The sequence below is a fragment of the Porticoccus hydrocarbonoclasticus MCTG13d genome (assembly GCF_000744735.1).
GTDB lineage: Bacteria > Pseudomonadota > Gammaproteobacteria > Pseudomonadales > Porticoccaceae > Porticoccus > Porticoccus hydrocarbonoclasticus.
This window is the reverse complement of the sequence record NZ_JQMM01000001.1, coordinates 123,784-146,579: the sequence shown is the minus strand read 5'-3', so window position 1 is coordinate 146,579 and position 22,796 is coordinate 123,784. Positions and strand designations below refer to the sequence as shown.

General features: G+C 52.2%; 22 protein-coding genes. 15 read left to right on the top strand and 7 right to left on the bottom strand.

Annotation, left to right across the window (positions count from 1 at the left end; all coding sequences use genetic code 11):
- Positions 1–56: 56 nt before the first annotated feature.
- Positions 57–1,457 carry an argininosuccinate lyase gene (gene argH, locus U740_RS00700; RefSeq protein WP_036858452.1) on the bottom strand — a complete coding sequence of 467 codons (1,401 nt, stop codon included), beginning with the start codon at positions 1,455–1,457 and terminating at the stop codon, positions 57–59.
- A gap of 93 nt (positions 1,458–1,550) precedes the next feature.
- Between argH and U740_RS00695 the strand changes: the two genes are divergently transcribed.
- From U740_RS00695 to U740_RS00670, 6 genes are all read left to right on the top strand, one after another.
- Complete coding sequence (locus tag U740_RS00695) at positions 1,551–2,651, top strand: sensor histidine kinase (RefSeq protein ID WP_051921095.1); 1,101 nt, start codon at positions 1,551–1,553, stop codon at positions 2,649–2,651.
- Positions 2,652–2,662: 11 nt separating this feature from the next.
- Positions 2,663–3,400 carry a LytR/AlgR family response regulator transcription factor gene (locus U740_RS00690; protein WP_036858451.1) on the top strand — a complete coding sequence of 246 codons (738 nt, stop codon included), beginning with the start codon at positions 2,663–2,665 and terminating at the stop codon, positions 3,398–3,400.
- Positions 3,401–3,500: 100 nt separating this feature from the next.
- Positions 3,501–4,433, top strand: coding sequence for a hydroxymethylbilane synthase (gene hemC, locus U740_RS00685; RefSeq protein ID WP_200877011.1), 933 nt, complete (start codon positions 3,501–3,503; stop codon positions 4,431–4,433).
- 10 nt (positions 4,434–4,443) lie between these two features.
- Positions 4,444–5,205, top strand: a complete 762-nt coding sequence (locus U740_RS00680) for a uroporphyrinogen-III synthase (RefSeq protein ID WP_081890782.1) — start codon at positions 4,444–4,446, stop codon at positions 5,203–5,205.
- 123 nt (positions 5,206–5,328) lie between these two features.
- Positions 5,329–6,555, top strand: coding sequence for a uroporphyrinogen-III C-methyltransferase (locus U740_RS00675; RefSeq protein WP_036858450.1), 1,227 nt, complete (start codon positions 5,329–5,331; stop codon positions 6,553–6,555).
- Entirely contained in the window at positions 6,552–7,766 is a 1,215-nt protein-coding gene (locus U740_RS00670) for a heme biosynthesis HemY N-terminal domain-containing protein (protein ID WP_036858449.1), read from the top strand. Before U740_RS00675 ends, U740_RS00670 begins: the two co-directional genes overlap by 4 nt.
- A 66-nt stretch (positions 7,767–7,832) precedes the next feature.
- Here the strand turns inward: U740_RS00670 and U740_RS00665 are convergent, their stop codons facing one another.
- The 5 genes from U740_RS00665 to yrfG all read right to left on the bottom strand — a co-directional run bounded on the left by U740_RS00665 (position 7,833) and on the right by yrfG (position 11,916).
- Entirely contained in the window at positions 7,833–9,392 is a 1,560-nt protein-coding gene (locus U740_RS00665; protein ID WP_036858448.1) for a phosphoenolpyruvate carboxykinase, read from the bottom strand.
- Positions 9,393–9,479: 87 nt separating this feature from the next.
- Positions 9,480–10,370, bottom strand: coding sequence for an Hsp33 family molecular chaperone HslO (hslO, locus tag U740_RS00660; RefSeq protein WP_036858447.1), 891 nt, complete (start codon positions 10,368–10,370; stop codon positions 9,480–9,482).
- Positions 10,371–10,464: 94 nt separating this feature from the next.
- A complete protein-coding gene (locus U740_RS00655; protein WP_036858446.1) occupies positions 10,465–10,902 on the bottom strand; it encodes a DUF4124 domain-containing protein in 438 nt (145 codons plus the stop codon).
- Entirely contained in the window at positions 10,899–11,306 is a 408-nt protein-coding gene (locus U740_RS00650; RefSeq protein ID WP_036858445.1) for an RNA-binding S4 domain-containing protein, read from the bottom strand. Before U740_RS00650 ends, U740_RS00655 begins: the two co-directional genes overlap by 4 nt.
- Complete coding sequence (gene yrfG, locus U740_RS00645; RefSeq protein ID WP_051921563.1) at positions 11,296–11,916, bottom strand: GMP/IMP nucleotidase; 621 nt, start codon at positions 11,914–11,916, stop codon at positions 11,296–11,298. Before yrfG ends, U740_RS00650 begins: the two co-directional genes overlap by 11 nt.
- 82 nt (positions 11,917–11,998) lie before the next feature.
- Here yrfG and nudE point away from each other — a divergent pair, with 82 nt between their 5' ends.
- Positions 11,999–12,559, top strand: coding sequence for an ADP compounds hydrolase NudE (nudE, locus tag U740_RS00640; protein WP_036858444.1), 561 nt, complete (start codon positions 11,999–12,001; stop codon positions 12,557–12,559).
- Positions 12,556–13,395: a 3'(2'),5'-bisphosphate nucleotidase CysQ gene (gene cysQ, locus U740_RS00635; RefSeq protein ID WP_407674679.1), complete on the top strand. Its 840-nt coding sequence runs from the start codon at positions 12,556–12,558 to the stop codon at positions 13,393–13,395. Before nudE ends, cysQ begins: the two co-directional genes overlap by 4 nt.
- On the opposite strand, the gene U740_RS00630 is transcribed toward cysQ, so the two are convergent.
- Positions 13,387–15,852, bottom strand: coding sequence for a penicillin-binding protein 1A (locus tag U740_RS00630; protein WP_081890780.1), 2,466 nt, complete (start codon positions 15,850–15,852; stop codon positions 13,387–13,389). The two genes, cysQ and U740_RS00630, sit on opposite strands and share 9 nt — an antisense overlap.
- A gap of 133 nt (positions 15,853–15,985) precedes the next feature.
- Between U740_RS00630 and U740_RS00625 the strand changes: the two genes are divergently transcribed.
- The 7 genes from U740_RS00625 to aroB are packed head-to-tail and all read left to right on the top strand — an operon-like array spanning position 15,986 to position 22,622.
- Positions 15,986–17,053, top strand: a complete 1,068-nt coding sequence (locus U740_RS00625) for a pilus assembly protein PilM (protein ID WP_036858443.1) — start codon at positions 15,986–15,988, stop codon at positions 17,051–17,053.
- Position 17,054: 1 nt separating this feature from the next.
- Positions 17,055–17,642, top strand: coding sequence for a PilN domain-containing protein (locus U740_RS00620; RefSeq protein ID WP_036858442.1), 588 nt, complete (start codon positions 17,055–17,057; stop codon positions 17,640–17,642).
- A complete protein-coding gene (locus tag U740_RS00615; protein ID WP_036858441.1) occupies positions 17,642–18,253 on the top strand; it encodes a type IV pilus inner membrane component PilO in 612 nt (203 codons plus the stop codon). Before U740_RS00620 ends, U740_RS00615 begins: the two co-directional genes overlap by 1 nt.
- A 3-nt stretch (positions 18,254–18,256) precedes the next feature.
- Entirely contained in the window at positions 18,257–18,793 is a 537-nt protein-coding gene (locus tag U740_RS00610) for a pilus assembly protein PilP (RefSeq protein WP_036858440.1), read from the top strand.
- A 23-nt stretch (positions 18,794–18,816) separates the two neighbouring features.
- Positions 18,817–20,964, top strand: a complete 2,148-nt coding sequence (locus U740_RS00605) for a type IV pilus secretin PilQ (protein ID WP_036858439.1) — start codon at positions 18,817–18,819, stop codon at positions 20,962–20,964.
- On the top strand, positions 20,964–21,488 hold the full coding sequence (gene aroK, locus U740_RS00600) for a shikimate kinase AroK (RefSeq protein WP_036858438.1): 525 nt from the start codon (positions 20,964–20,966) through the stop codon (positions 21,486–21,488). The genes U740_RS00605 and aroK overlap by 1 nt, the downstream gene beginning before the upstream one ends.
- Positions 21,489–21,533: 45 nt before the next feature.
- A complete protein-coding gene (gene aroB, locus U740_RS00595) occupies positions 21,534–22,622 on the top strand; it encodes a 3-dehydroquinate synthase (protein WP_200877085.1) in 1,089 nt (362 codons plus the stop codon).
- The last annotated feature ends 174 nt before the right edge of the window (positions 22,623–22,796 follow it).

The following is a 22,796-nucleotide window of genomic DNA, read 5'->3' as shown; positions in this document are numbered from 1 at the left end:
ACTGCGCCTTTATTGCGGAGCTGACACAGTCATAGTGGTGTAGCACTGCTCCGCAGTCAGGTTCGATTGCTGAGTCGCTCGGCCGCAGATTGGACGGCAATTCTTACTTGTTCGGGTGCTGTGCCCCCAATGTGGTTTCTGGCGGCAACAGAGCCTTCGAGTGTCAATACATCGAACACATCGGTTTCAATGACAGTCGAGAATTGTCTCAGCTCTTCCAATGACATATCCGAGAGGTCCTTGTTTTCAGCAATGCCGAATGCCACGGATTTGCCGACAATTTCATGGGAATCGCGGAAGGGAATGCCTTTGCGAACCAGATAATCAGCGAGATCGGTGGCGGTTGAAAAGCCGCGGCGTGCAGCTTCACGCATGGACTCTTTCTTCGGTTGAATAGCCGGGATCATGTCGGCAAAGGCCCGCAGGCAATCCTTGACGGTATCCACGGTATCAAACAGCGGCTCCTTGTCTTCCTGATTATCCTTATTGTAGGCCAATGGTTGCGACTTCATAAGGGTCAACAATGCAACTAAATGGCCATTAACCCGGCCCGTTTTACCCCGAACCAGTTCGGGTACATCGGGGTTTTTCTTCTGTGGCATGATGGAAGAACCCGTACAAAAGCGATCCGGCAGCTCAATAAAATCAAACTGTGCGGAGGTCCATAGGATCAGTTCTTCGGAAGCGCGGGACAGATGGGTGAGCAGGATGCTGGCAAATGCACAAAATTCAATGGCAAAGTCCCTGTCGCTGACGGAATCCAGGGAATTTCGGGTGGGGCCATCAAACCCCAGTAAATCTGCGGTCATATATCGATCAATGGGGTAGGTGGTCCCTGCCAGGGCTGCAGCACCCAGAGGTGATTGGTTGAGGCGTTTTCTGCAGTCGAGCAATCTGCCGTAATCGCGTTCCAGCATTTCAAACCAAGCCATCAGGTGGTGACCAAAAGTGACTGGCTGAGCTGTCTGGAGGTGAGTGAATCCGGGCATGATAGTCTCTGCCTGGGCTTTTGCCAGGCCCAGAATACCCTGTTGCAGACGGGTCAACTCCGCACCGATGGCGTCAATTTCATGTCTCAGCCAGAGTCTGATATCTGTGGCCACCTGATCATTTCTTGAGCGTCCGGTATGGAGCTTTTTGCCGGTGATGCCGATTTGTGAGGTGAGCGCTGCCTCCACATTCATGTGGACATCTTCCAGTGCCAGGCTCCACTCGAATGTACCGTTTTCAATGTCCGTCAGAATAGTCGTCAGGCCATTTTTGATCGACTCAAGTTCATTTTCATCTAGTACCCCGACTTTGGTCAGCATGGTGGCGTGGGCGATAGAGCCCTGAATATCCTGTGGGGCGAGGCGTTGGTCAAAGTCGACAGAGGCCGTAAATCTGGCCACGAATGCATCCGTGGCCTCATTGAAGCGGCCGCCCCAGGATAGATTGGTATCTTTTGAATTGCTCATCGGTAAACTGAACCTTTATAACTTGTCGGACCACAGATAAAGTACTGCGGGTGCAGGAAAAACCTGATTATAGCAAAGCCGCGTGAAACGCGAGTGAAACAGGATGGGTTGGCGTTGATGGGAATCGTGGATCGGTGGAAGGCGAATAAATCCGGGGCTGCACAACTGTTTCTCCGGGAAGGGGATACTTTCCTGCCTAACTTTTGCCGCGGTCAGGGGTTGTTGACCGTGATTGTTATCTCCGAATTGCTGGCACTGATGATTAGTGTCGCTGACAGTGGTCTGCAAAACTTTGACTGGGTCAAGCTGGCAAAAGTGTCCCTGCTGTCCCTTTGGATCGCACTGCTCAGTGCAGTCGTGCTCTGTTTCGCCAATCGATTGCTGTCCGGCGTACGGCTGGTGACTGCAGCAACCCTATCTTTTCTGCTTATTCTGATGGTCACCCTGTTTTGTGGTGCTGTATCCGAAGGTATTATGTGGTGGTACTCAGCACCTTTGGCTGAGCGCAGTTACAACACTTGGAATATTGCCGAGTATTTGCTTCTGGTGGCGATACCCGCCGGTATTCTGCTTCGTTATCTGTATCTTCAGCAACAGTTGCGGTTGCGCCAGCGAGCTGAACTGGAAGCGCGGATTCAGGCATTGCAATCGAGAATCCGGCCCCACTTTCTGTTTAACAGTATGAACATGATTGCCAGCCTGATTGGTTCTGACCCCGAAAAAGCTGAGCGCGTCGTGGAAGATCTGTCGGACCTCTACCGCTATGCCCTGACGGATGCGCAAACGCTGGTTCCGTTGCGCGAGGAGTTATCTCTTTGCCGCCGTTACATGGCGCTGGAGAAGCTGCGATTGGGTGATCGACTCTCGGCGCGGTGGGAAATTGGTGATTATGGGGAAGGCGTACAGATTCCCTGTCTGACACTTCAGCCAATTCTGGAGAATGCAATTTACCATGGAATTCAGTTGTTACAGGAGGGTGGTGAAATCACTATTTCTGTCCAGCGAATCCGGGACTGTATTGAAATTGTCGTCTCCAATCCATTGCACCGAGCGCTCCAACAGCACCGGGGTAATAAAATTGCACTGCAGAATGTCCGGCAACGCCTGCAGGCGCATTTTGGTTCCGGGGCCAGCGTCACTGCGGAATCCGGTGAAAGTTGCTATATTACTCGCATTAGCTACCCAATCGGATAGTAGGCTTGGCGATGAGAATACTGATCGTTGATGATGAACCACTCGCCCGTGACCGTCTGAAAAGAATGTTGTCGGTGATTGATAGTTGCATGCATGTCGGTGAAGCCGGCAGCGGTGAACAGGCCCTTGAGGTGGCTGAGAAGTTCAGCCCGGATCTGGTGTTTATGGATGTGCGGATGCCGGGGATGGATGGCCTTGCAGCTGCCCAGTATCTGTCGGATTTTGAGCCGCCGCCGGCGGTTATCTTCTGTACCGCTTACGACGATTATGCCGTCGAGGCTTTTTCATCTCAGGCGATCGGTTACCTGCTCAAGCCGGTTAAACAGGTGGATTTGGAAAATGCCATTCTGCGCACCAAGCGAATCAATAAAGCACAATTAATCGAGTTGCAGGATTCGCCTGTCTATCAGACAGATGGTAGGAGCCATATTGCGGCCAAAAATCGTCGGGGTATCGACCTGGTTGCCATTGCTGATGTGCGGCTGTTTCAGGCAGATCATAAATATGTAACGGCCTATCATACCCAGGGCGAAGCACTCCTCGACGAAACACTGAAAGAACTTGAGGATGAGTTCGAGAACCGGTTTTTTCGCATTCATCGCAATGCACTGATTTCAATCCCGCATATTGAAGGCCTGGAACGCAATCTTGAAGGACAGTTTTTTGTCCGCCTTCAGGGAATGGATATTCGCCCACAGGTTAGCAGGCGTCATGTGGCGCCGTTGCGTAAACTGCTCGAGCAGATGTAGGGCAGTTAACTGCATGTAGCTGGGGTTGCGTTGTCTGCCGACAAAGATCCCAACCCAATCTGTTATGATGCGCCGTTTGCAGGCAATGGTCGTTACTATCATGTCAAAACACCTTCGTATCGCAACCCGTAAAAGCCCCCTGGCGCTCTGGCAGGCAGAGTATGTCAAAGAGCGGCTGCTGCAACTCCATCCGGATCTCGAAGTGAGTCTTGTCACCTTTACCACTAAAGGTGACAAGATACTGGATGTGCCATTGGCGAAGGTTGGCGGCAAAGGGCTTTTTGTCAAAGAGCTGGAAGTTGCCATGCTGGAGGATCGGGCAGATATTGCGGTTCACTCGATGAAAGATGTGCCCATGGAGTTTCCGCAGGGTTTGGGTCTCAGTGTGATCTGTGAACGAGAGGACCCCACCGATGCTTTCGTGTCCAATCATTTTGCGCGACTGGAAGAGCTGCCGTCCGGCAGCCGGGTCGGAACATCGAGTCTGCGTCGCCAGTGCCAGCTCCGGGAGGCTTTTCCCGAGCTGTTGGTCGGCGATCTGCGAGGCAATGTCCAGACGCGTCTCGGCAGGCTGGACAGTGGTGAATTCGATGCTATTTTGCTGGCGACGGCCGGGCTGGTAAGGCTGAAAATGGAAGCGCGTATCAGCCTCCGGCTGGCGCCGGAGCAGTGCTTGCCTGCAGGTGGACAGGGGGCCGTGGGCATTGAAAGTCGTGTTGGCGATGACTGGGTTCAGGTGTTGCTGAAGCCGCTACATGATGAGGCCACAGCGGAGTGTGTCATGGCAGAGCGCGCCATGAATCGACGTCTGGAAGGAGGCTGCCAGGTGCCGATTGCCTGCTATGCCATTCACCGTGGAGAACAGCAGATTTGGCTGAGGGGCCTGGTCGGCTCTCCCGATGGTACCCGGATCATACGAGACGATATCAGCGGCAGTGTAAACGACGCCGAAGCATTGGGTATTGAGCTGGCCGAGCGGCTCCTGCAGCGGGGTGCCGGTGTCATTCTGCGTGAGGTCTACGAGAATCATTGAGTCGAGCGCAATGAGCCGGTTGAATGTATTGTTGATAAGGCCGCTTCTGGAGCAGGATGAGCTAGTGACATCGCTGGAGCTGGCAGGGATACAGATTTACCGCTATCCGGTAATGAAAATAGAACCCGTACTCGCTCCGCATGCCAAATCGAAAATCCTGGACTTCGATCACTATCAGATAGCGATATTTGTCAGCCGCACTGCAGTCCGGTTGGGTGTTGATTGGCTGGAAAATTACTGGCCGATGTTACCGGTGGGTGTACGCTATTATGCGGTAGGTAAAGCCACAGCGACGGAACTTGCAGAGCGTGGAATTTGCGCTGAGTCGCCCCAGACAACCTTTAACAGTGAAGCGCTATTGGCATTGGACTCTCTTCGGTCCGTTGCCGGCCAGAAAGCGCTGATTTTTGCCGGAAAAGGTGGTCGTACGCTGTTGGCCGAAGAGCTACAGAAACGTGGTGCGACAGTGGATCGCTGTGAGTTATACCGGCGCTGCATAATGAAAGACTCCGCCGGTAAAATTGCCAGACTGCTGACAGATAAAAAGTTGGATCTGGTGGCTGCCCATAGTGGAGAGTTGGTTCATAATCTGCTTGCAGTCGTTCCCGCCGAACTCCATGGCGCACTCTGCCGGTTGCCTGTCGTTGTGCCGGGTGAGCGGGTTGCAACCATTGCGAGAGACCTGTCGTTTGATCGGGTTCTCACTGCCCCATCGGCGGCGCCAGAGGACATGGTCTCGACTATCCTTGAGTGGTACAGTAATAAAATCTAGATCTGTGTTACACGTTTGCCGTGGATAGCTTGGCTACAGAAGACAGTTAATTACACCGTCAGTCTCAAAGCCCAGGCCAATCGTTATAATGAACTCCAGTCACCATCGCCAGGAATCGAGTCAGTGGATAATGACAAGCAGCCAGATGACAACAAACAGCCAGTAAATCCGGAAAAGTCTGCAAACCGACAGTCTGCTCAAGCAGGTGATTCGGTATTGACGCCTTCCGGGGAGATGTACGACCTACCTCCCGCAAAACCTTCTAAAACCTCCAGTTCGACGAAAAGCACGACCCCTGAAAAACCGGTCAAAGCTTCATCGGGCAGGCCAATGCTGATTTTTCTGATGATCCTCCTGATACTCACCATTGCCGCAGGTGGGGCCGGTGGCTGGTGGCTTTATCATCAGCAACAGCGTCAACCGGGCATCCAGGAGGATTTGACTGTCCTGCGAGCTGATGTTGAACGTCTGCGGCAGAGTCTGACTGAGGAAAGGCGTTTGCGAAGTGATCTTGCTGCGGGTTCAAGTCAGGCTGACCAGGAGCTGACGCTCAGAATGAATCGTCAGGCCAGCCGGCTCGAGGAAATTTCGACGCCCTCCAGAAAGGACTGGAAACTGGCCGAGGCCGAGTATCTGCTCAGACTGGGTAATCAGCGACTGCTGACCGAGCGGGACAGTGATGGTGCGCTGGCCTTGTTGCAGTCCGCCGACAGTATTCTTCGCGACCTTGATGAAGTCGAGTTATTGCCGGTTCGTGAGGTGCTGGCAAAAAATATCGTCGCCCTCAAGTCTGCCCCCGTAGTCGATACAGACGGACTCTATCTTGAATTAAAAGCGATTGCCGGGGAGGTGGGCGATTTACCGATATTGGCACCCCAGATGCCGGAATTGACAGGGCAGGTCGTGCCAGTTGAGGCCGCTACTGATCAGGCTGATACCTGGTATGCGCCGTTGGTCAGGGTATTTCACAGTACCTTGAACCAGCTCGGTCAGATCGTTCGCGTCACGCATCGCGACGAAGTGGTCGAGCCAATACTGTCTCCTCAGCAGGAGCAACTGATCCGCCTGCGGCTTGTGACGGTTCTGGAGTTGGCTCAGTTGGCCATGTTGCGTGAGCAACAGGTGGTTTACGACGAGAGTCTGGCTCTAGCCCAACAATTGCTGGCTGATTATTTTAAGCTCAATGAAGCGCGTTCAATGGCTTTGGTTGAGCAGTTAAGTGAGCTGCAGCAGCGATCAGTGGTTCAACCGCGCACGGATATTTCAGCTGGGCTCAACGCGCTGCGTGATTACATCGATAGTTGGCGTCAACGTCATGATCTGGATTCCCGGGGAGGTCAACAGCGGTGAGAAAGTTGCTGTTGTTTATCGTATTGATTGCCCTGATTGGCGGGGTCGTAGCGTGGCAAATGCTGGAAACCAGTGGTTATGTGTTGATAGCCGTCGGTAACTATACCGTTGAAATGAGCCTCTGGACGCTGCTGTTTTTACTGCTGCTGGTGTGGTTTCTGCTCAGAACGGGGGGCTATTTTTTTCGATTGCTGGTAGAGCCCGGTAGACAGCTTGTTCGTCAGCGTGTGACCTCCAGACAATCGCGTTTTCGTGCACGGACTGCAAAAGGGTTGTTACAATTTATCGAAGGTCGCTGGGATCTGGCTCGTCGCAATCTCAAGCGCGCAGCCCGACATTCCGATATGCCGCTGATCAACTATCTGGCTGCTGCAAATGCAGCGCATGAACTCGGTGACCGTCTGGATGCCAATCGACTGCTTTTGAAAGCAGAACAAACCGACCCCGGCGGTGAGCTGGCTATCGGGTTGGTTCAGGCAAGAATGCACCTGCATAGTGAGCAGTACGAAGAAGCATTGGCGATTCTGCAACGCCTCTACGCTGGTGAGCCTGACCACCCTCTGGTATTGCGTTTATTGCAGCAAGCCTATAGTGGGCTGGAGGACTGGGCTAGCCTTGAAAAGCTGCTGCCGGACTTCAAGCGTTACCGGGTGTTTGATGAGCGCACACTGGGGCAGATTGAAGTGGATATTTACGCTGCGCTCCTGGCCGGAATGGCGGCTCCGGCTCAACATAGTGGTTCGGCAAGCCTGGTCAAACTCTGGCAGGACATACCCCGTCATGTGCGTTCAAAGCCATTAATACTGGATACCTATATCAACAGTTTGTATCAATTGGGCGATTATGCTCGGGTGGAGGATTTGCTGCGAAAAACCCTCAAATCCAGGTGGGACGAGAAGTTGGTGAAGTTGTTCGGTGTGGTGGATGGCGGAGATCCGCGCCGACAATTATTGCTCGCTGAGCGCTGGTTGCGAGAACGTCCCAATGATGCTGTTCTGATGCTCACGCTGGGCAGGCTTTGTCTTCGTAATCAGCTTTGGGGCAAGGCCCGCGATTATCTGGAAAGCTCCTTGTCGCTCAAAGCAGATCCCGAGACTTATGCTGAACTTGCCGGTTTGATGGCCAGACTGGGCGAGCATGAGAAAAGTGCACGTTACTACCAGCAGGGGTTATCTTTTACTACGGGCATAGGCCAGCCACTCAGAACCTAGTCTGAGTAGCTAACAGCAAAAAGGCGCCTCTCGAGGCGCCTTTTTGCTGTTCTGGTTAACGGGCCGTTAAAGCTTGGGGCCCGCATTTAAAACAGCGTCAGTGACTTCAAATCGCTTGATATTTTCAATAAAAAGTCCGGCGAGCTTGCTGGCCTGTTCGTCGTAGGCAGCCTTGTCTTCCCAGGTTTCGCGGGGGTTGAGGTAGCGGGTGTCAACGCCCGGCACCGTGAGGGGGATATCCAGGTTGATCAGTGGCAGCCGGACGGTTTCCACATCCTCCAGGTCGCCGTTCTGTATGGCGGCAATAATGCCTCGTGTCACCGGGATCGGGAACCTGGATCCTGTGCCACCCGGCGCTCCCGAGCCCGCCGTCCATCCGGTGTTAACCAGGTAGACACGACTGTCGAAATCGTCGATACGCTTCATCAGCAACTCGGCGTATACATTAGCTGGGCGGGGCATAAAAGGGGCCCCGAAACAGGTGGAAAAGGTTGGCTGAATGCCTGCACTTCCGCCCACTTCCGTGGAGCCTACTCTGGCTGTATAGCCACTTAGAAAGTGATAGGCAGCAGCTTCTTTTGAAAGAATGGATACCGGTGGTAAAACGCCGGATACATCACAGGTCAGAAAGATGACATTTTTCGGTTCGCCGGCACGGTTTTCCAGGCAGCGCATCTCCACATGCTCCAGCGGATAGCTGCAGCGGCCATTTTCTGAAAGGCTGGTGTCATCGTAATCGGCCGTGCGACCGGCATTGACGACGACGTTTTCCACTATGGCGCCAAAGCGAATCGCATCCCAGATGACCGGTTCATTCTTTTGGCTCAGATTGATGGTTTTGGCGTAGCAGCCTCCCTCCATGTTGAACACGGAGCCTTTTGCCCAGCCGTGTTCATCGTCGCCGATAAGGTAGCGATTCGGGTCGGCAGAGAGGGTGGTTTTTCCGGTGCCCGAGAGGCCGAAGAACAGGCAGACATCACCGCCGGCGCCGACGTTGGCAGCACAGTGCATGGGCATGACATCTTTTTCTGGCAACAGGAAGTTTTGTACCGAGAACATGGCCTTTTTCATTTCGCCAGCGTATTTCAGTCCTGCAATCAGTACCTTGCGCTGTGCGACATTGATAATGCCCACGGCATCACTGTTGGTGCCATCTCGTTCCGGGTCGCAGACAAAATTGGCGGCATGGAGAATTTTCCATTGCTCTTTGCCGGAGGGGTTGTATTTTTCCGGACGAATAAACATGTTGTGCCCGAACAGGTTGTGCCAGGCGGTTTCGGTAGTGACCTTGACCGGTAAATAGTGCTCTGAATCCTGGCCCACGTGCAGGTGGGATACAAAGCGATCACGATCCGCCAGATGGGTTTCCACGCGATCCCACAATGCATTGAATGCCTCTTGCGGAAAGGGGCGATTTACGGGGCCCCAGTTGATGTCATCCCGGCTGCTTGGTTCATCTACAATGAAGCGGTCCGCCGGTGATCGGCCGGTTCGGTTGCCGGTGACAGAGAGAAAGGCGCCTGTATCGGTCAGGTGGCCTTCCCCGCGCTGGAGGGCCAGTTCAATCAGCTCGGCGGAGCAAAGATCGGTGTAAACGTTCACCGCAGAATCTTCGATTTGCGTCATCAGTAATATCGTCCTGTAGGGGTTTCCGGTCAGGTTGTCGGCCCTGCTGGAGCCGAAGGGGTGGCAATTATGCCAGAAAAAATTCCTCTAGTGGAGCACCGGGGGACTTTCGTCGAACAGCCGTTGGATATCATCGCGGGTAAACGTGTAATGCTGGCCACAGAAATGACAATCAATGGCCACCAGCCCGGCTTCATCAAGGATGCTGTTGAGCTCTTTTTCTCCGAGGGAAAGCAGTGCCTGAGAGATACGCTCTTTTGAGCAGCTGCAGTTAAACTGGACGGCTTTTGCTTCGAATAGTCTCAGCGGTTCCTGGTGAAAAAGGCGGTGAAGTTGTTGTTCGTGGTCGAGCGTTAGCTGCTCTTCGGCCGTGATTGTGTTGGCCAGTTGTGTGGTGTGTTCCCACATCTGCAGATTTTCTTCCGCCGACGTTTCCAGCTGCCTGGGCAATGCCTGAAGCAGCAAGCCAGCAGCCCTTGGTGAATCAAGTTCAGTGTCGGCCGCCAGCCAGATCCGGGTCCGGAGTTGTTCAGAGCGAGTGAAGTAATCCTCCAGACAGTTGGCGAGATTTTCTGACTCCAGTGGAACAATACCCTGGTAGCGCTCGCCGTTACTGGGGTCAATCGTCAGGCTCAAGGTTCCCATGCCCACGAGTGCTGCGAGTGGTTCATCGGTATTAAAGTCATAAGCGCGGTCAAAACTGGCAATCGCTCGCAGGTTGTGGTGGCGGGTACAGTCAGCCATGATCATCGAGAGTGGACCCGGCCCCTGGGCCTGAAGTGTCAGGACGCCATCAAATTTGAGTGTTGCACTGAGCATGCCTGCAGCCGCCATGAATTCCCCCAGCAGGTGCTTGATCAACTGAGGATAATTGCCACGGGCGATGGCTTCGCCATAGCTTTGTTTCAAGGTTAAAATTTCGCCGCGAATATCAAATTGATCAAAGATAAATCCTTGCAGTTTGTCCCTGTCGGGCATTTGGTGGCTCCTCTGAAACGGGCGATGGAATTTAGTGTGGTTCCGGAGAGTTGTCCAGTGTGGTCAAGTTTCTTCCGGGTTCAAATGTAGGTGGCTACGAGCAATGGATCTGGATTTGTTGTGCCAGCTGTTTTGCCCGTTGTTGTCGTTCCTCTTCGCTAATGATGATTTCATTGCCTTCGCTATCTTCGAAAGCAACCCTGCCACGCAGTACACGGAGCTGGTTGCGTGCTTTCTGGCAGTCCCTTTGCTTATGTAGATGCTGTTTTTCCTGCTCAGCCTTTTGTCGGGCGTTAAACGCTTTTTCTTCAGGTGTTTCTCCCGGGAAAACAGTCTTGAGCTTTTCGGTTTCAGTAGTGCTGGAATCGTTGTTGAGGGGGCGCAACTGCCCCGATATATCTTGCGCAGTAGCGTTGTTCTCTGGCTGTTTATCCGAAAAATGTACTTTGCCACTTTCGTCAACCCAGCGGTAAATGGCCGCCTGGCTCAGGGGGGGCAGGCATAACAGCAGGACAAGGATGCGTGCTTTCATGATTGGTTCTGCTCCTTGAATCGGTGGATTTGCCGGCGCTGCTTTTTGCTGGGCCGCTCGTCGGAAAAGCGAATGCCCTGTTGGGCGACTTTGCGTTGAAGCGCCTGTTGCTCGCGTCTGACTCGGCTTTGTTCCGTTTCTGTATAGAGTTTCGCCGCGTCGTCGGCGCCCCGACGCTGGGTGCTGAGCTGCTCCACCAGAACGGTTTTTTCATCCCACCCCTGCCGTATATCGAGGACGGTCCCCACTGTGATCTCTTTACTGGGCTTTGCACGATGACCATCAATGTGGACTTTGCCGCCTTCAATAGCCACTTTCGCCAGTGCGCGTGTTTTAAAGAATCTCGCAGCCCACAGCCATTTATCCAGACGGACCTTCTGATCAGGTATTTTTTCATTCGCCATCGGGCAATATCTCGTCAAAGTGAATGATAGACGGAAACTCTTGGATGATGATGGGTGCTGTTCGGCTATCCGGTTGGCTGATAGCCAAAAGGTGGCCGATGCCATAGGCGGCTGCCGCTTTTAATACTGGCAAAGAGTCGTCGATAAACAATGTTCTGGCCGGGTTGAAATGTTGCCGGCGTTCCAGTAATTGCCAGAATATGGGGGATTCTTTGGGGTGGCCGAATTCGTGGGAGCTGTAGACTTGGTCCAGTAGGGGTTTGATGCTGGTGAGCTTCAGCTTGAGATCCAGGCTCTGGGGGTGGGCATTGGTGATCAGGATTCGTTGTTTACCATGGGCGCCCAGTTGTTCGAGAAACTCCTGCACGAAGGGGCGCTCAGTGATCAGGTAATCAATCTCTTCTTTCAGCTGACGAATATTCAGCGATAATTCCTGGGACCAGTGTTCCAGGCAATACCACTCCAGCGTACCGCGTTTTGCATTGAGTCGTTTGTGCAGCTCGGGTGTTGTCTTGCTCGCGCAGAGTCCATGATGTTCTGCATAGCGGCGGGGTAGGTGGGTGAGCCAGAAAAAATTATCGAAATGCAGGTCCAGCAGCGTGCCGTCCATGTCGAGTAGTACGGTGTCGATAGTATTCCAGTCGATCTTCACAGCTATAATGGTCTGCCACGTTATCAAGGTATTGTTCAGTATGCCGACAAAACCCCTCATATTGAAGCGGCGACAGCTGGCCAAAACCCGGTTGTTCCAGATTGAAGAGCAGGACCTGCAGTTTGCCAATGGTGCTCGGCGTGTTTATGAGCGGTTGCTGCGATTCGGGGAGGGTGCGGTACTGATTGTTCCCATGCTGGACGATGAAACAGTCCTACTGGTTCGGGAGTATGGTGCCGGCATCGGTGATTATCAGATTGCCTTGCCAAAAGGCGCCATAGATCCCGGAGAGGATGCGTTGCAGGCAGCCAACAGGGAGTTGATGGAGGAGGTGGGCTATGGTGCGCGCGAGCTGCAACTCATCAAAAGTCTGACACTGTCACCCGCTTACATGGAGCACGATATCCTGGTGGTTTTGGCAGAGGGGCTCTATGAGAGCCGATTGCCCGGCGATGAGCCAGAAACTATTGAGGTGATCCCCTGGAAGCTCGACGACCTGGCCGCATTGGTGTCCCGGGATGATTTTACGGAGGGACGGTCAATTGCTGCATTGTTCTTGGTCAGAGATTTACTCAACAATCGGGCAGCGATAAAGCTGTGAATCACCCTTTTCTGAAAGACATCATGGCGCTCGCAGTGGATGCAGGTAAAAGCATAATGTCATTTTATCACAGAGGCGATCCTCTCCCGGTGATGACCAAACAGGACCGTTCGCCGGTGACTGAGGCAGATTATAGCGCTCACCGGGTATTGGCGGCTGGGTTGCCGGATTTGCTGGCTGTTCCAGTGCTGTCGGAGGAGTCCGAGCCCCCTTCGCTTGATGTCAGGGTCCATTGGGGGAGCTACTGGCTTGTTGATCCACTGGACGGTACCCGGGAGTTTCTGGATGGCAATGATGAGTTTACGGTCAATATCGCACTGGTTGAGTCAGGGATGCCCAGCCTGGGGGTGATCTATGTCCCTGTCACGGGCATTGGTTATGCCGGGGGCCCGGGTCTTGGAGCATTCAAATATAAAAATCAGCAGTGGTCTGAGATTCAGGTGCGGACGGAGGCCCAGCGTCGCCTGCTGGAGGAGCCTTTCAGGTTGGTGGCAAGCCGTCGGCACGGAATATCAGAGGTTAGTCGGCTGGCAGAAAGGCTGAGGTGCTCTCTCGGTGATGTGGTGATTTCCGAGGTTGGCAGCTCATTGAAGTTTTGTCATGTCGCCGAGGGGTACGCCGATTTATACCCGCGCTTTGCCCCCACCAGCGAATGGGATACCGCAGCAGGGCAGGCAATACTTGAAGCCGCAGGCGGGTGCGTGGTGGGACTGGATTTTCGCCCTCTCGCCTATAACAGCAAGTCTGACTTTCTCAATCCTTTTTTTTATGGATTGGGTGACGGTGCTTTCCCCTGGCAGAACCTGTTAACCACGCTGGGGGATGATCTAGAATAGATCTTCAGGTCTCGGGCCTTGTGATGAACCGAAGCCGTCATCAGATGACCTGTGGTTGTCCATCAGAGGGGGGACATCCTCCTCGCGGAAAATTTCAAACACAGCATTGCTGTGGCCCGGCCCGACCCGCAGCCCTGTGTCAGGATCAATTCTCACCATCACCACACCTTCCGGTTGTGGGCGACTGATTTCCGGTTTGTCTGCCAGTGCCACCCGCATGAAGTCCATCCAGATTGGCAGGGCCGCAGAGCCGCCATATTCATTTCTGCCCAATAACAGGTTTTGATCAAAACCAAGCCATGCAGTGGCGACAATGTGTGGGCTATAGCCTGAAAACCAAGCATCTCTCGGACCATTTGTCGTGCCGGTTTTTCCTGCCAGATCCGTACGTTTTAGTGCCAGTGCCCGCCTGCCTGTTCCCTTGACAATAACGTCTTTGAGAATGGAGTCCATGATGTAGGCAACCCCCGGCTCAATGATTCTTTGCGCATTGGGTGGAGGTAAATACAATTGTTCTGGCGCGTGAGGGTTGACGTTGGCTGCGTCATTATCGGAGGGCTGCGTGGGTGGAGTGACATCCCTGTCGTCCAAAGCATCGGGTTGTCTGTGGTCACAATCCTTGCGGCAGACGGTCATGGGTGCTGCCTTGTATAGCAGTTTGCCGGCAGAGTCTTCCACGCGATCCACTAGGTAGGGTTCGACCCGATAGCCACCGTTGGCCAGCGCTGCATAGCCGGTGACAATCTGCAATGGGGTGACGGCATGGCTGCCCAGTGCCAGTGACAAGTCCCTGGGAAGTTTACTTTCATCAAAACCAAAACGTTTCAGTCCATCGATGGCTTTGTTGATGCCAATAGATCGCATCAACCTGATAGAGACCAGATTTCGGGAAAGATAGAGCGCTTTGCGCAGACGGGTGGGCCCAAAAAACTTGCCACCATCATTTTCAGGGCGCCAACTCTTTTCCAATGACCCGTCGTCGAATACCACTGGCGCATCATTGATGATGCTGGCCGGCGTAAATCCGTTTTCCAGTGCAATCGTGTAGATAAAGGGTTTGAAGTTGGAGCCCGGTTGGCGCTCAGCCTGGGTTGCCCTGTTGAAATTGCTCTGGCGGAAGTCGTAACCTCCGATCAATGCCTGAATGGCGCCATTCTCGGGATCAAGGGCAACAATGGCGGCTTGGGCTTTGGGTAGCTGGCCCAGTTGCCACGACTCCTGATGTTGCCGAATTCTGATGAGGTCGCCCACAGAGAACAGCTCATCTGCTGTTTTTATGGGTGCGGAGCGGTTGCTGGGGCTTATATAGCGCCGAAGTCCCTTGAGGCCGTTTTCCCAGGCAATTTCAATCGTCTCAGCGAATTCTGTCTGAACGACCAGGGCCTGGGGTTTTATCTCGGAGATAATGGCGGGAACCAGGTTTCCGTAGGTTTGCGTCTGACGCAAGGTTGTCTGCCAATCCTCAGGCTGGGGTAGATTTTTTTCAGGGCCACGAAAACCGTGCCGGCTATCGTAGGCGATCAGCCCATCCTGAACGGCCTGCTCGGCAGCTTGCTGCAGCTGGCTGTTGACGGTCGTTATTACCCGGTAGCCATCGGTGTAGGCGGACAGTCCCACCATATCAACGATCTCCCGGCGGGCCATTTCTGCGATGTAGGGTGCATCGAGTTCAGTCAGATAGCCGTGATAGCTGGCACTGACCGGTTCGTTTCGCGCCGACAGGTAAGTCGCTTCATCAATATGATTCAGTTCGAACATTCGCTTCAGGATCCAGTTGCGCCGAATCAGGGCCCTGGTTGGGTTGGCAATGGGATTAAAGGCGGAAGGTGCCTTTGGTAAGCCCGCCAGCATGGCCACTTGAGCCAGATTGAGGTTATCAATCGTCGTGCCATAGTAAACTTGGGCGGCGGCCTCAATGCCGTAGGCGCGATTGCCCTGGTAAATCTTGTTGGCGTAAAGCGTGAGAATCTCGTCTTTGCTGAGTTCGTCCTCAATACGCAATGCCAGCAGAATTTCATTGAACTTTCGGGTGAATGTTTGTTGACGGGTGAGGAAGTAATTGCGGGCTACCTGCATGGTAATGGTGCTGCCGCCGGTTTGGATCTCGCCAGTGCTGATCAGCTCCGAGGCGGCCCGCAGCAGGCTGGTAATATCCACGCCGGAATGCTGATAAAAGCGATCATCCTCAGCGGATAACAATGCTTGTATATAAATGGTGGGAATTTGCTCGAAGGTGATCGGGTTGCGTCTTTTTTCACCAAATTCACCAATTAGATGCAAATCTTGTGAGTAAATTCTCAAAGGTGTCTGCAGTTTTACCTGTCTGAGGCTTTCAGAGGAGGGTAGTTTGGGGCTAAGGTAGAGATACAGGCTCCCGGTTGCAATCAGTGTACAGCCCAGAGCGGATAGAGCGAGCCAGACTAGTATGACGGTGATTTTGTAAAAGCGGTGAATCATGTGGAGACCGTTTAAAAAAACAGCATGCTATTATAGAGCCAAAAGAATAGGGACACACTACTTGCAAACTTGCAAAAAATAGTTAAAGTCCTGACTTAGTTGCTTTGCGTAACCTTGGGAAAAGAAAACAAAAATGGGACTTTTCAGTTTTCTAGACCAGCAACCCAAAAGTTTATTGGGGCTGGACATAACATCTTCCGCTGTGAAGTTGCTGGAGATCAGTCGTAACGGTAACCGTTACAAGGTTGAAAGCTACATGGTGAGACCTCTGCCACCGAACACGGTTGTGGAAAAAAACATCAATGATGTAGAGGCTCTCGCTGAGATCATTCGCAAGGTGGTGAGCCAAGCCAAAGCCAAGGCCCGGGATACTGCGGTTGCGGTATCGGGTTCGTCGGTGATTACCAAAGTTATTGAGATGCCCGCCGATCTTAATGATCAGGCAATGGAAACCCAGATCGCCCTCGAAGCAGATCAGTATATTCCCTATCCCCTCGATGAGGTTGCGCTCGACTTTGAAGTGATCGGCCTCTCGGATAACAATCCCGAACAGGTCGATGTTTTGCTGGCTGCGTGCAGGCGGGAAAACGTCGATTCCCGTGCCGATGCACTGGAGCAGGCCGGCCTTAACCCCAAGGTGGTCGATGTCGAGGTCTTTGCTGTCGAGCGTGCTTTCGAGCTGTTGTCGACGCAATTGGAAGAGCTCGGTGATCAGGTGGTCGCTATCGCGGACATAGGTGCCACCATGTTGACACTGAGTGTTCTTGTGAACGGTAAAACAGTTTATACACGGGAACAGTTGTTTGGTGGCAAGCAGGTTACCGAAGAAATCCAGCGCCGTTATGGCTTATCCCTTGAGGAGGCAGGTCAGGCAAAAAAACAGGGCGGCCTTCCGGAAGACTATGTCTCAGAAGTGTTGGAGCCATTCAAGGATGCCTTGGTACAGCAAATATCTCGTTCCCTGCAATTCTTTTTTTCATCCAGCCAGTACAATTATATCGATCAATTGATTCTGGCGGGAGGCGTGGCTGCGATGGAAGGATTGCGTGAGGAGATAGAGGGCAAGTTGGGATTGCCCACAATGATTGCAAACCCCTTTGCGGATATGGAAGTGTCCAACAAGGTGAATGCCGTTGCATTGGCTAATGATGCTCCGGCCATGTTAATTGCCGCTGGGCTCGCGTTGCGAGGGCTTGAATAAGATGGCCAAGATCAATTTACTGCCTTGGCGCGAAGCACTCCGCGCGGAAAAGAAAAAAGAATTTATTACACTTATTTGTGTGGTTCTGGTTGCTGCAGTGATCAGTGCATTTGGCTGGGATCGCATGCTCTCCAGTCAGATACAGACCCAAAACGACAGAAACTCCCTGTTGAAGACAGAGATTGCCAGACTTGAAAAACAGGTCACTGAAATTAAAGAACTGAAAAAGCGTCGCCAGGACTTACTGGATCGCATGGAGGTAATTCAGGAGTTGCAGGGCAACCGGCCGGAAATAGTCAGAATTTACGATGAGTTCGTTCGATCAGTGCCTGACGGTGTTTATTTCACCAAGATGACCCGAAAGGATGATCAGATTTCACTGGAAGGGTATGCAGAGTCAAACAACCGAGTCTCTACTCTGATGCGTCAGCTTGATGCCTCCTACAAATTCACTGAGCCAAACCTTACCAAAGTGCAAGCCAATGATGTCCTCGGTGAGGACGGAAGCCGGTTTGAGATGAGAGTCAAAATTGTCAATACACCGGTTGCGCAAGAGTCTCCAGGTGAGACTGCCGAGGGAGATACCTGATGGCGTTAAGTGATTCCTTACAGCAATTAAAGGATTTTGATTTCACAGACTTGGATTTTGACAGTATCGGCGTATGGCCGCTTCCTGTCAGAGTGCTGTTGTTGATCGTTATTTTTTCCCTGGTGTTGGCTGGTACCTATTACTTTCATGTCAAGGATCTTGGTGTAGAGCTGGAGCAAGCTAAATCTCAAGAGGTCAAGTTAAAGAGTAACTTTGAACAAAAGGCATTCCAGGCGGCAAATCTTGAGGCATACAGAATACAGATGGCCGAAGTGGAAAAGCTTTTTAACGCCTTGCTGGCGCAGCTGCCAAGTGATACTGAAGTGCCTGGATTGCTGGAGGACATTACAGAAATCGGTCACGGTGCAAGCCTGAATATTTCCAGTATTACACTTCAGCCCGAGCGGTCAGCGGAGTTTTACGTGGAGTTGCCAATAAAAATTGTTGCCGAGGGTGGTTATCATGATGTGGGTGCCTTTGTCAGTGGTGTGGCAGGCCTGCCACGGATAGTTACTCTGCATGACTACAGTTTGTCAGCTAAAGGGAGTGGAGGGCTTTTGGCGTTGGAAATCCAAGCCAAAACCTACCGCTACAAGACACAGGAAGACTAGGAAATGACCAAGTTGAAAGGTTTGACTTTCCTGATTGCCGGCTGTGTTCTGCTATCGGGTTGCTCTGGCGATAAAAGCTATAACGATTTGCAAAATTACATGCAGGAGATCAAGGCGCGTCCTGTCGGGGAAATTGAGCCTCTGCCTACTTTTCGTTCTCACAAAACTTTCCGATACGGAGCTATCGCCATGCGGAGCCCTTTCGATGCCCCGCTGCTCGCTGGTTCGGCGGAAAGTTTTGCCGGTAAGAGCACGGTAGAGCCGCCCAGTGAAAACCGGAAAAAAGAATACCTCGAAAGTTTCAACTTTGCTGCGTTATCCATGGTGGGGATTCTTTCCAGGAAAGGGCAAATGTGGTCGTTGATTAATGACGGGAGTGGTGGTATTCACCGAGTTACTGTCGGTAACTATTTGGGAAAAAATTACGGACGGATCACCGCCATATCGAATGCCAAGGTAGACGTAATTGAAATTGTTCCCGACGGGAAAGGAAACTGGGTAGAGCGTCCGCGCACCCTGGGTCTGAATGAGAAAGACTAATCGAGAGGTTTGGGGAAACTGAGATGAAAGGCTATCTGAAAAAGAGCATATTGGTATTGGCCGGGTGTTTGGCCTATTTGGGCCTGTCATCACAGGTGTTGGCTGAGGTGGTGCTCGAGGATATCAGCTTTGCAACTTTGCCTGGCGGCCGCTTCGAAGTCCGCATGGACTTCTCCGATACTCCCCCTGCACCGGACGGTTACACGATAGATAATCCGGCCAGGATAGTTCTGGATTTGCCCAGTGTAGCCAGTGCGCTGGATCAAAAAAAATATGCTCTATCATTCGAAAATGCCAGAAGTGCGGTCGTGTTGGGCACGTCAGACCGTACCCGTGTCATTCTGAATATGCTGAAAATGGCACCCTATGAAACCCACATAGATGGAAACAGCATTGTTTTGTTGGTGGGTGCAAACGACGGTGTTGCCAGAAGTGCGCCCAGGAAGGCCAGTATTGTCGGTGCTGTGGCTAGTGAAGATCGCACCAGTGCCCCCACTTATAGTATTCAGGGTGTTGATTTCCGCCGTGGCGAGGAAGGTGAAGGATTGGTGGTCATTGATCTGTCTAACCCTGCCACAAGTATTGATATTTCCCAGTCTGGTGGCGATGTCAAACTGCGTTTCTTTCGCACGATGCTGCCAGAGTCTCTTGATCGCCGGTTGGATGTGGTTGATTTCGCTACACCTGTAAAGGAAGTTGATGCCAGCTTTGATGGCTCTACCTCAACGGTGTTGATAAAAGCCGTTGGTGAATATGATTACATGGCTTACCAGACAGATGATCAATATATTGTTAGCCTGAAACCCCTGTCAGAAGAAGAGCTGGAAAACCAAAGATCCAAATTTGCCTATGTCGGCGAAAAACTGTCGCTGAATTTTCAGGACATTGAAGTCAGATCAGTATTGCAGTTGATTGCTGACTTTACCGATCTGAACCTGGTGGCCAGTGACACGGTGTCAGGCAGCATCACCCTCCGTCTGGAAAATGTTCCCTGGGATCAGGCCCTCGATATTGTGCTAAAGGCGAAAGGGTTGGACAAACGACAGGAAGGCAACGTATTGATGGTTGCCCCGGCGGCTGAAATTGCAGAGCGGGAACGGCTTCAGGTTGAGGCCAATAAGCAACTTCAGGAACTGGCACCGCTCAGGACTGAATTTATTCGTGTGAAGTATGCTGATGCGAAAGCGCTTTATGAGTTATTTGATGTTCGTGGAGGCAGTAGTGGCGGAAGTTCCGGAAGTCGTACAGCCACTGACAGTATTCTGTCCGAACGGGGTTCTGCGATTGTCGATAACCGCACCAACACGATTATTCTCACTGACACAGAAGATAAGATCCTTGAGTTCAAGCGGCTGATTGATCAAATTGATATTCCAGTCAAGCAGGTTCTGATCGAAGCCAGGATCGTCATTGCCAACCGTGATTTCAGAAAAGAGATCGGTGCGCGGATGGGCTTGCAGGGCCTGCGCAACCCAGGTAATTCACAGTTCGGTTTCTCGGGTTCATTGGAGGGTTTTGATGGCGGGGTGAACCCGATTGATGCTTTTGATGGCACACCGGGTATCGGTTCCATTCTGGTGAATGATGCCGGGTTGGGAGTGGATCTTGGCGTAGAAGACCCCAATGGCAGCTTTGCGCTGGAGCTTTTGACCAACAATACGTTCATTGACCTAGAGCTCAGCGCGCTGGAAAACGAGGGCAAGGGTGAAATTGTTTCGCAACCCAAGGTGTTGACTGGCGACAAGCAGCAGGCCTCGATCAAAACCGGTACTGAAATTCCCTATCAGAATGCCACATCAAGTGGTGCCACCTCCACCCAGTTCAAGGAAGCGGTGCTTTTGCTTGAAGTGACCCCGCAGATTACGCCGGATGGTCGTATCGTAATGGACATTAATGTGGCACAGGATTCTGTGGGTGACCTCCTGCCTACCGGAGAGCCAGTTATTGATATTACCCAGGTTGAGACAAAAGCCATTGTTGGCGATGGTCAGACCCTGGTGCTTGGCGGACTGTTCCAGATGCAGACTGTCGACAATGTGGAGAAAGTCCCGTTCCTGGGCGATGTTCCCTACCTGGGTCGCCTGTTCCGTCACGATATCGAGGATATTCAGAAGCGTGAAATCCTGATTTTTATCACTCCCAAAATACTGAATGAAGCTTTGCTTGATTAATGACAAAACCCCACAACATCTTCCTTGTCGGTCCTATGGGGGCCGGCAAGACTACCATTGGCCGACTCCTTTCAAAGACGCTGAAACTTCAATTCATTGACCTTGATACCGAAATAGAGAAACGATGCGGTGCCGATATCCCCTGGATATTCGACGTCGAGGGTGAGGTCGGTTTTCGCAAACGTGAAAGCCAGTTGTTGAATGAAATTACAGCATCTACAAATATCCTTCTCGCCACGGGCGGCGGCGCTGTGCTCAATGAGCACAATAGAGCACTTTTGCAGCAAAGGGGGTATGTCGTTTATCTGACGGCCTCGGTGGATCAATTGCTGGAGAGGACAGCACACGATCGGAATCGGCCACTACTGCAGGTGGATGATCCCGCTGCTGTCATTGACTCCCTACTTCACGAACGCGATCCTCTTTATCGTGAAATAGCCGATTTGGTGGTTGCTACCGAGCAGAAAAAGCCCCAGCTGGTCGCTGATGAAATCGCAAGGACTATTCGCCAGCTAAACAGCTGATGTGATAAATTCTATACCCCTTTTTTTACTGTTAAAGAGTGACACATTGTGGACGCTGCCAATCAGCTCATTGTCGAACTAGGTGATCGTAGTTATCCAATACATATTGGTGAGGGGCTACTCCAGACAAGCGACGTTTTTGTACCTTATATCCAGGGTGAGCAGGTATTGATCGTGACCAATGAAACGGTTGCGCCCCTTTATCTTGGCTCGATTGAAAAAAGTCTTTCCCGTTACCAGGTCGATACATTGGTTCTGCCTGATGGTGAGCGCTACAAAACGCTGCAGTATCTCAATAAAATTTATGATCGGCTGCTTGAAAAAAGGCATAACAGAAGTACTACACTGATTGCCCTCGGTGGCGGTGTTATTGGCGACATGACTGGTTTTGCTGCAGCTACTTACCAGCGTGGTGTGAATTTCATTCAGGTTCCCACCACGCTGCTCGCCCAGGTAGATTCTTCTGTGGGGGGGAAAACAGCCGTCAATCACCCGCAGGGAAAAAACATGATTGGCGCGTTTTACCAGCCTGAATGCGTGATTGCCGATACGGCTACCCTGAAGACCCTACCTGAAAGAGAGCTCCATGCCGGCCTCGCCGAAGTGGTCAAATATGGTTTGATCGCCGATGAGGATTTTTTCTGCTGGCTTGAAACCAATGTGGAGCAATTGATGGGTAAATGTCCCGACTCGCTGGCAGTTGCAATCATGCGTTCCTGTGAAAACAAGGCAAGGATCGTCAGCCAGGATGAGCGGGAGACGGGTATTCGGGCAATACTTAACCTTGGGCATACCTTCGGGCACGCCATAGAGACGGCGCAGTCGTATACAGACTGGCTCCATGGTGAGGCGATCGCCGCTGGAATGGTTATGGCGGCTGAACTCTCCAGGTTACTGGGGTGGTTGCCTTCCGATGATGTCCTCCGTGCCAGAGAACTGCTTGGTCGGTGTCAACTGCCGCTATGGGCTCCCCCTACGATGAGTGCCGATAGGTTTCTCGATTTGATGGCGGTGGATAAAAAAGTCATGGATGGGAGTCTTCGTCTGGTTTTGCTCAAAGCGATAGGTCAGGCTATAGTGACCTCCGAGTTTGATCACCAACTACTGGGAGAGTTGCTGAAAAGCAGGTTATGACAGAAAATACTGCCTTGGCTGCCTGTCCATACTTCCAACCCTGAAAGACGTTTCACTCAACAGAAATTTGTGGCGCCCGCTAGTGGCGTGTAAAATGTGCCTCCTTTTGCCTCCATAAGCTCGGTTGGGCTTTTTTGGTGCTGTAACCAGCTGTTTTTATTTGTATTTTACCTA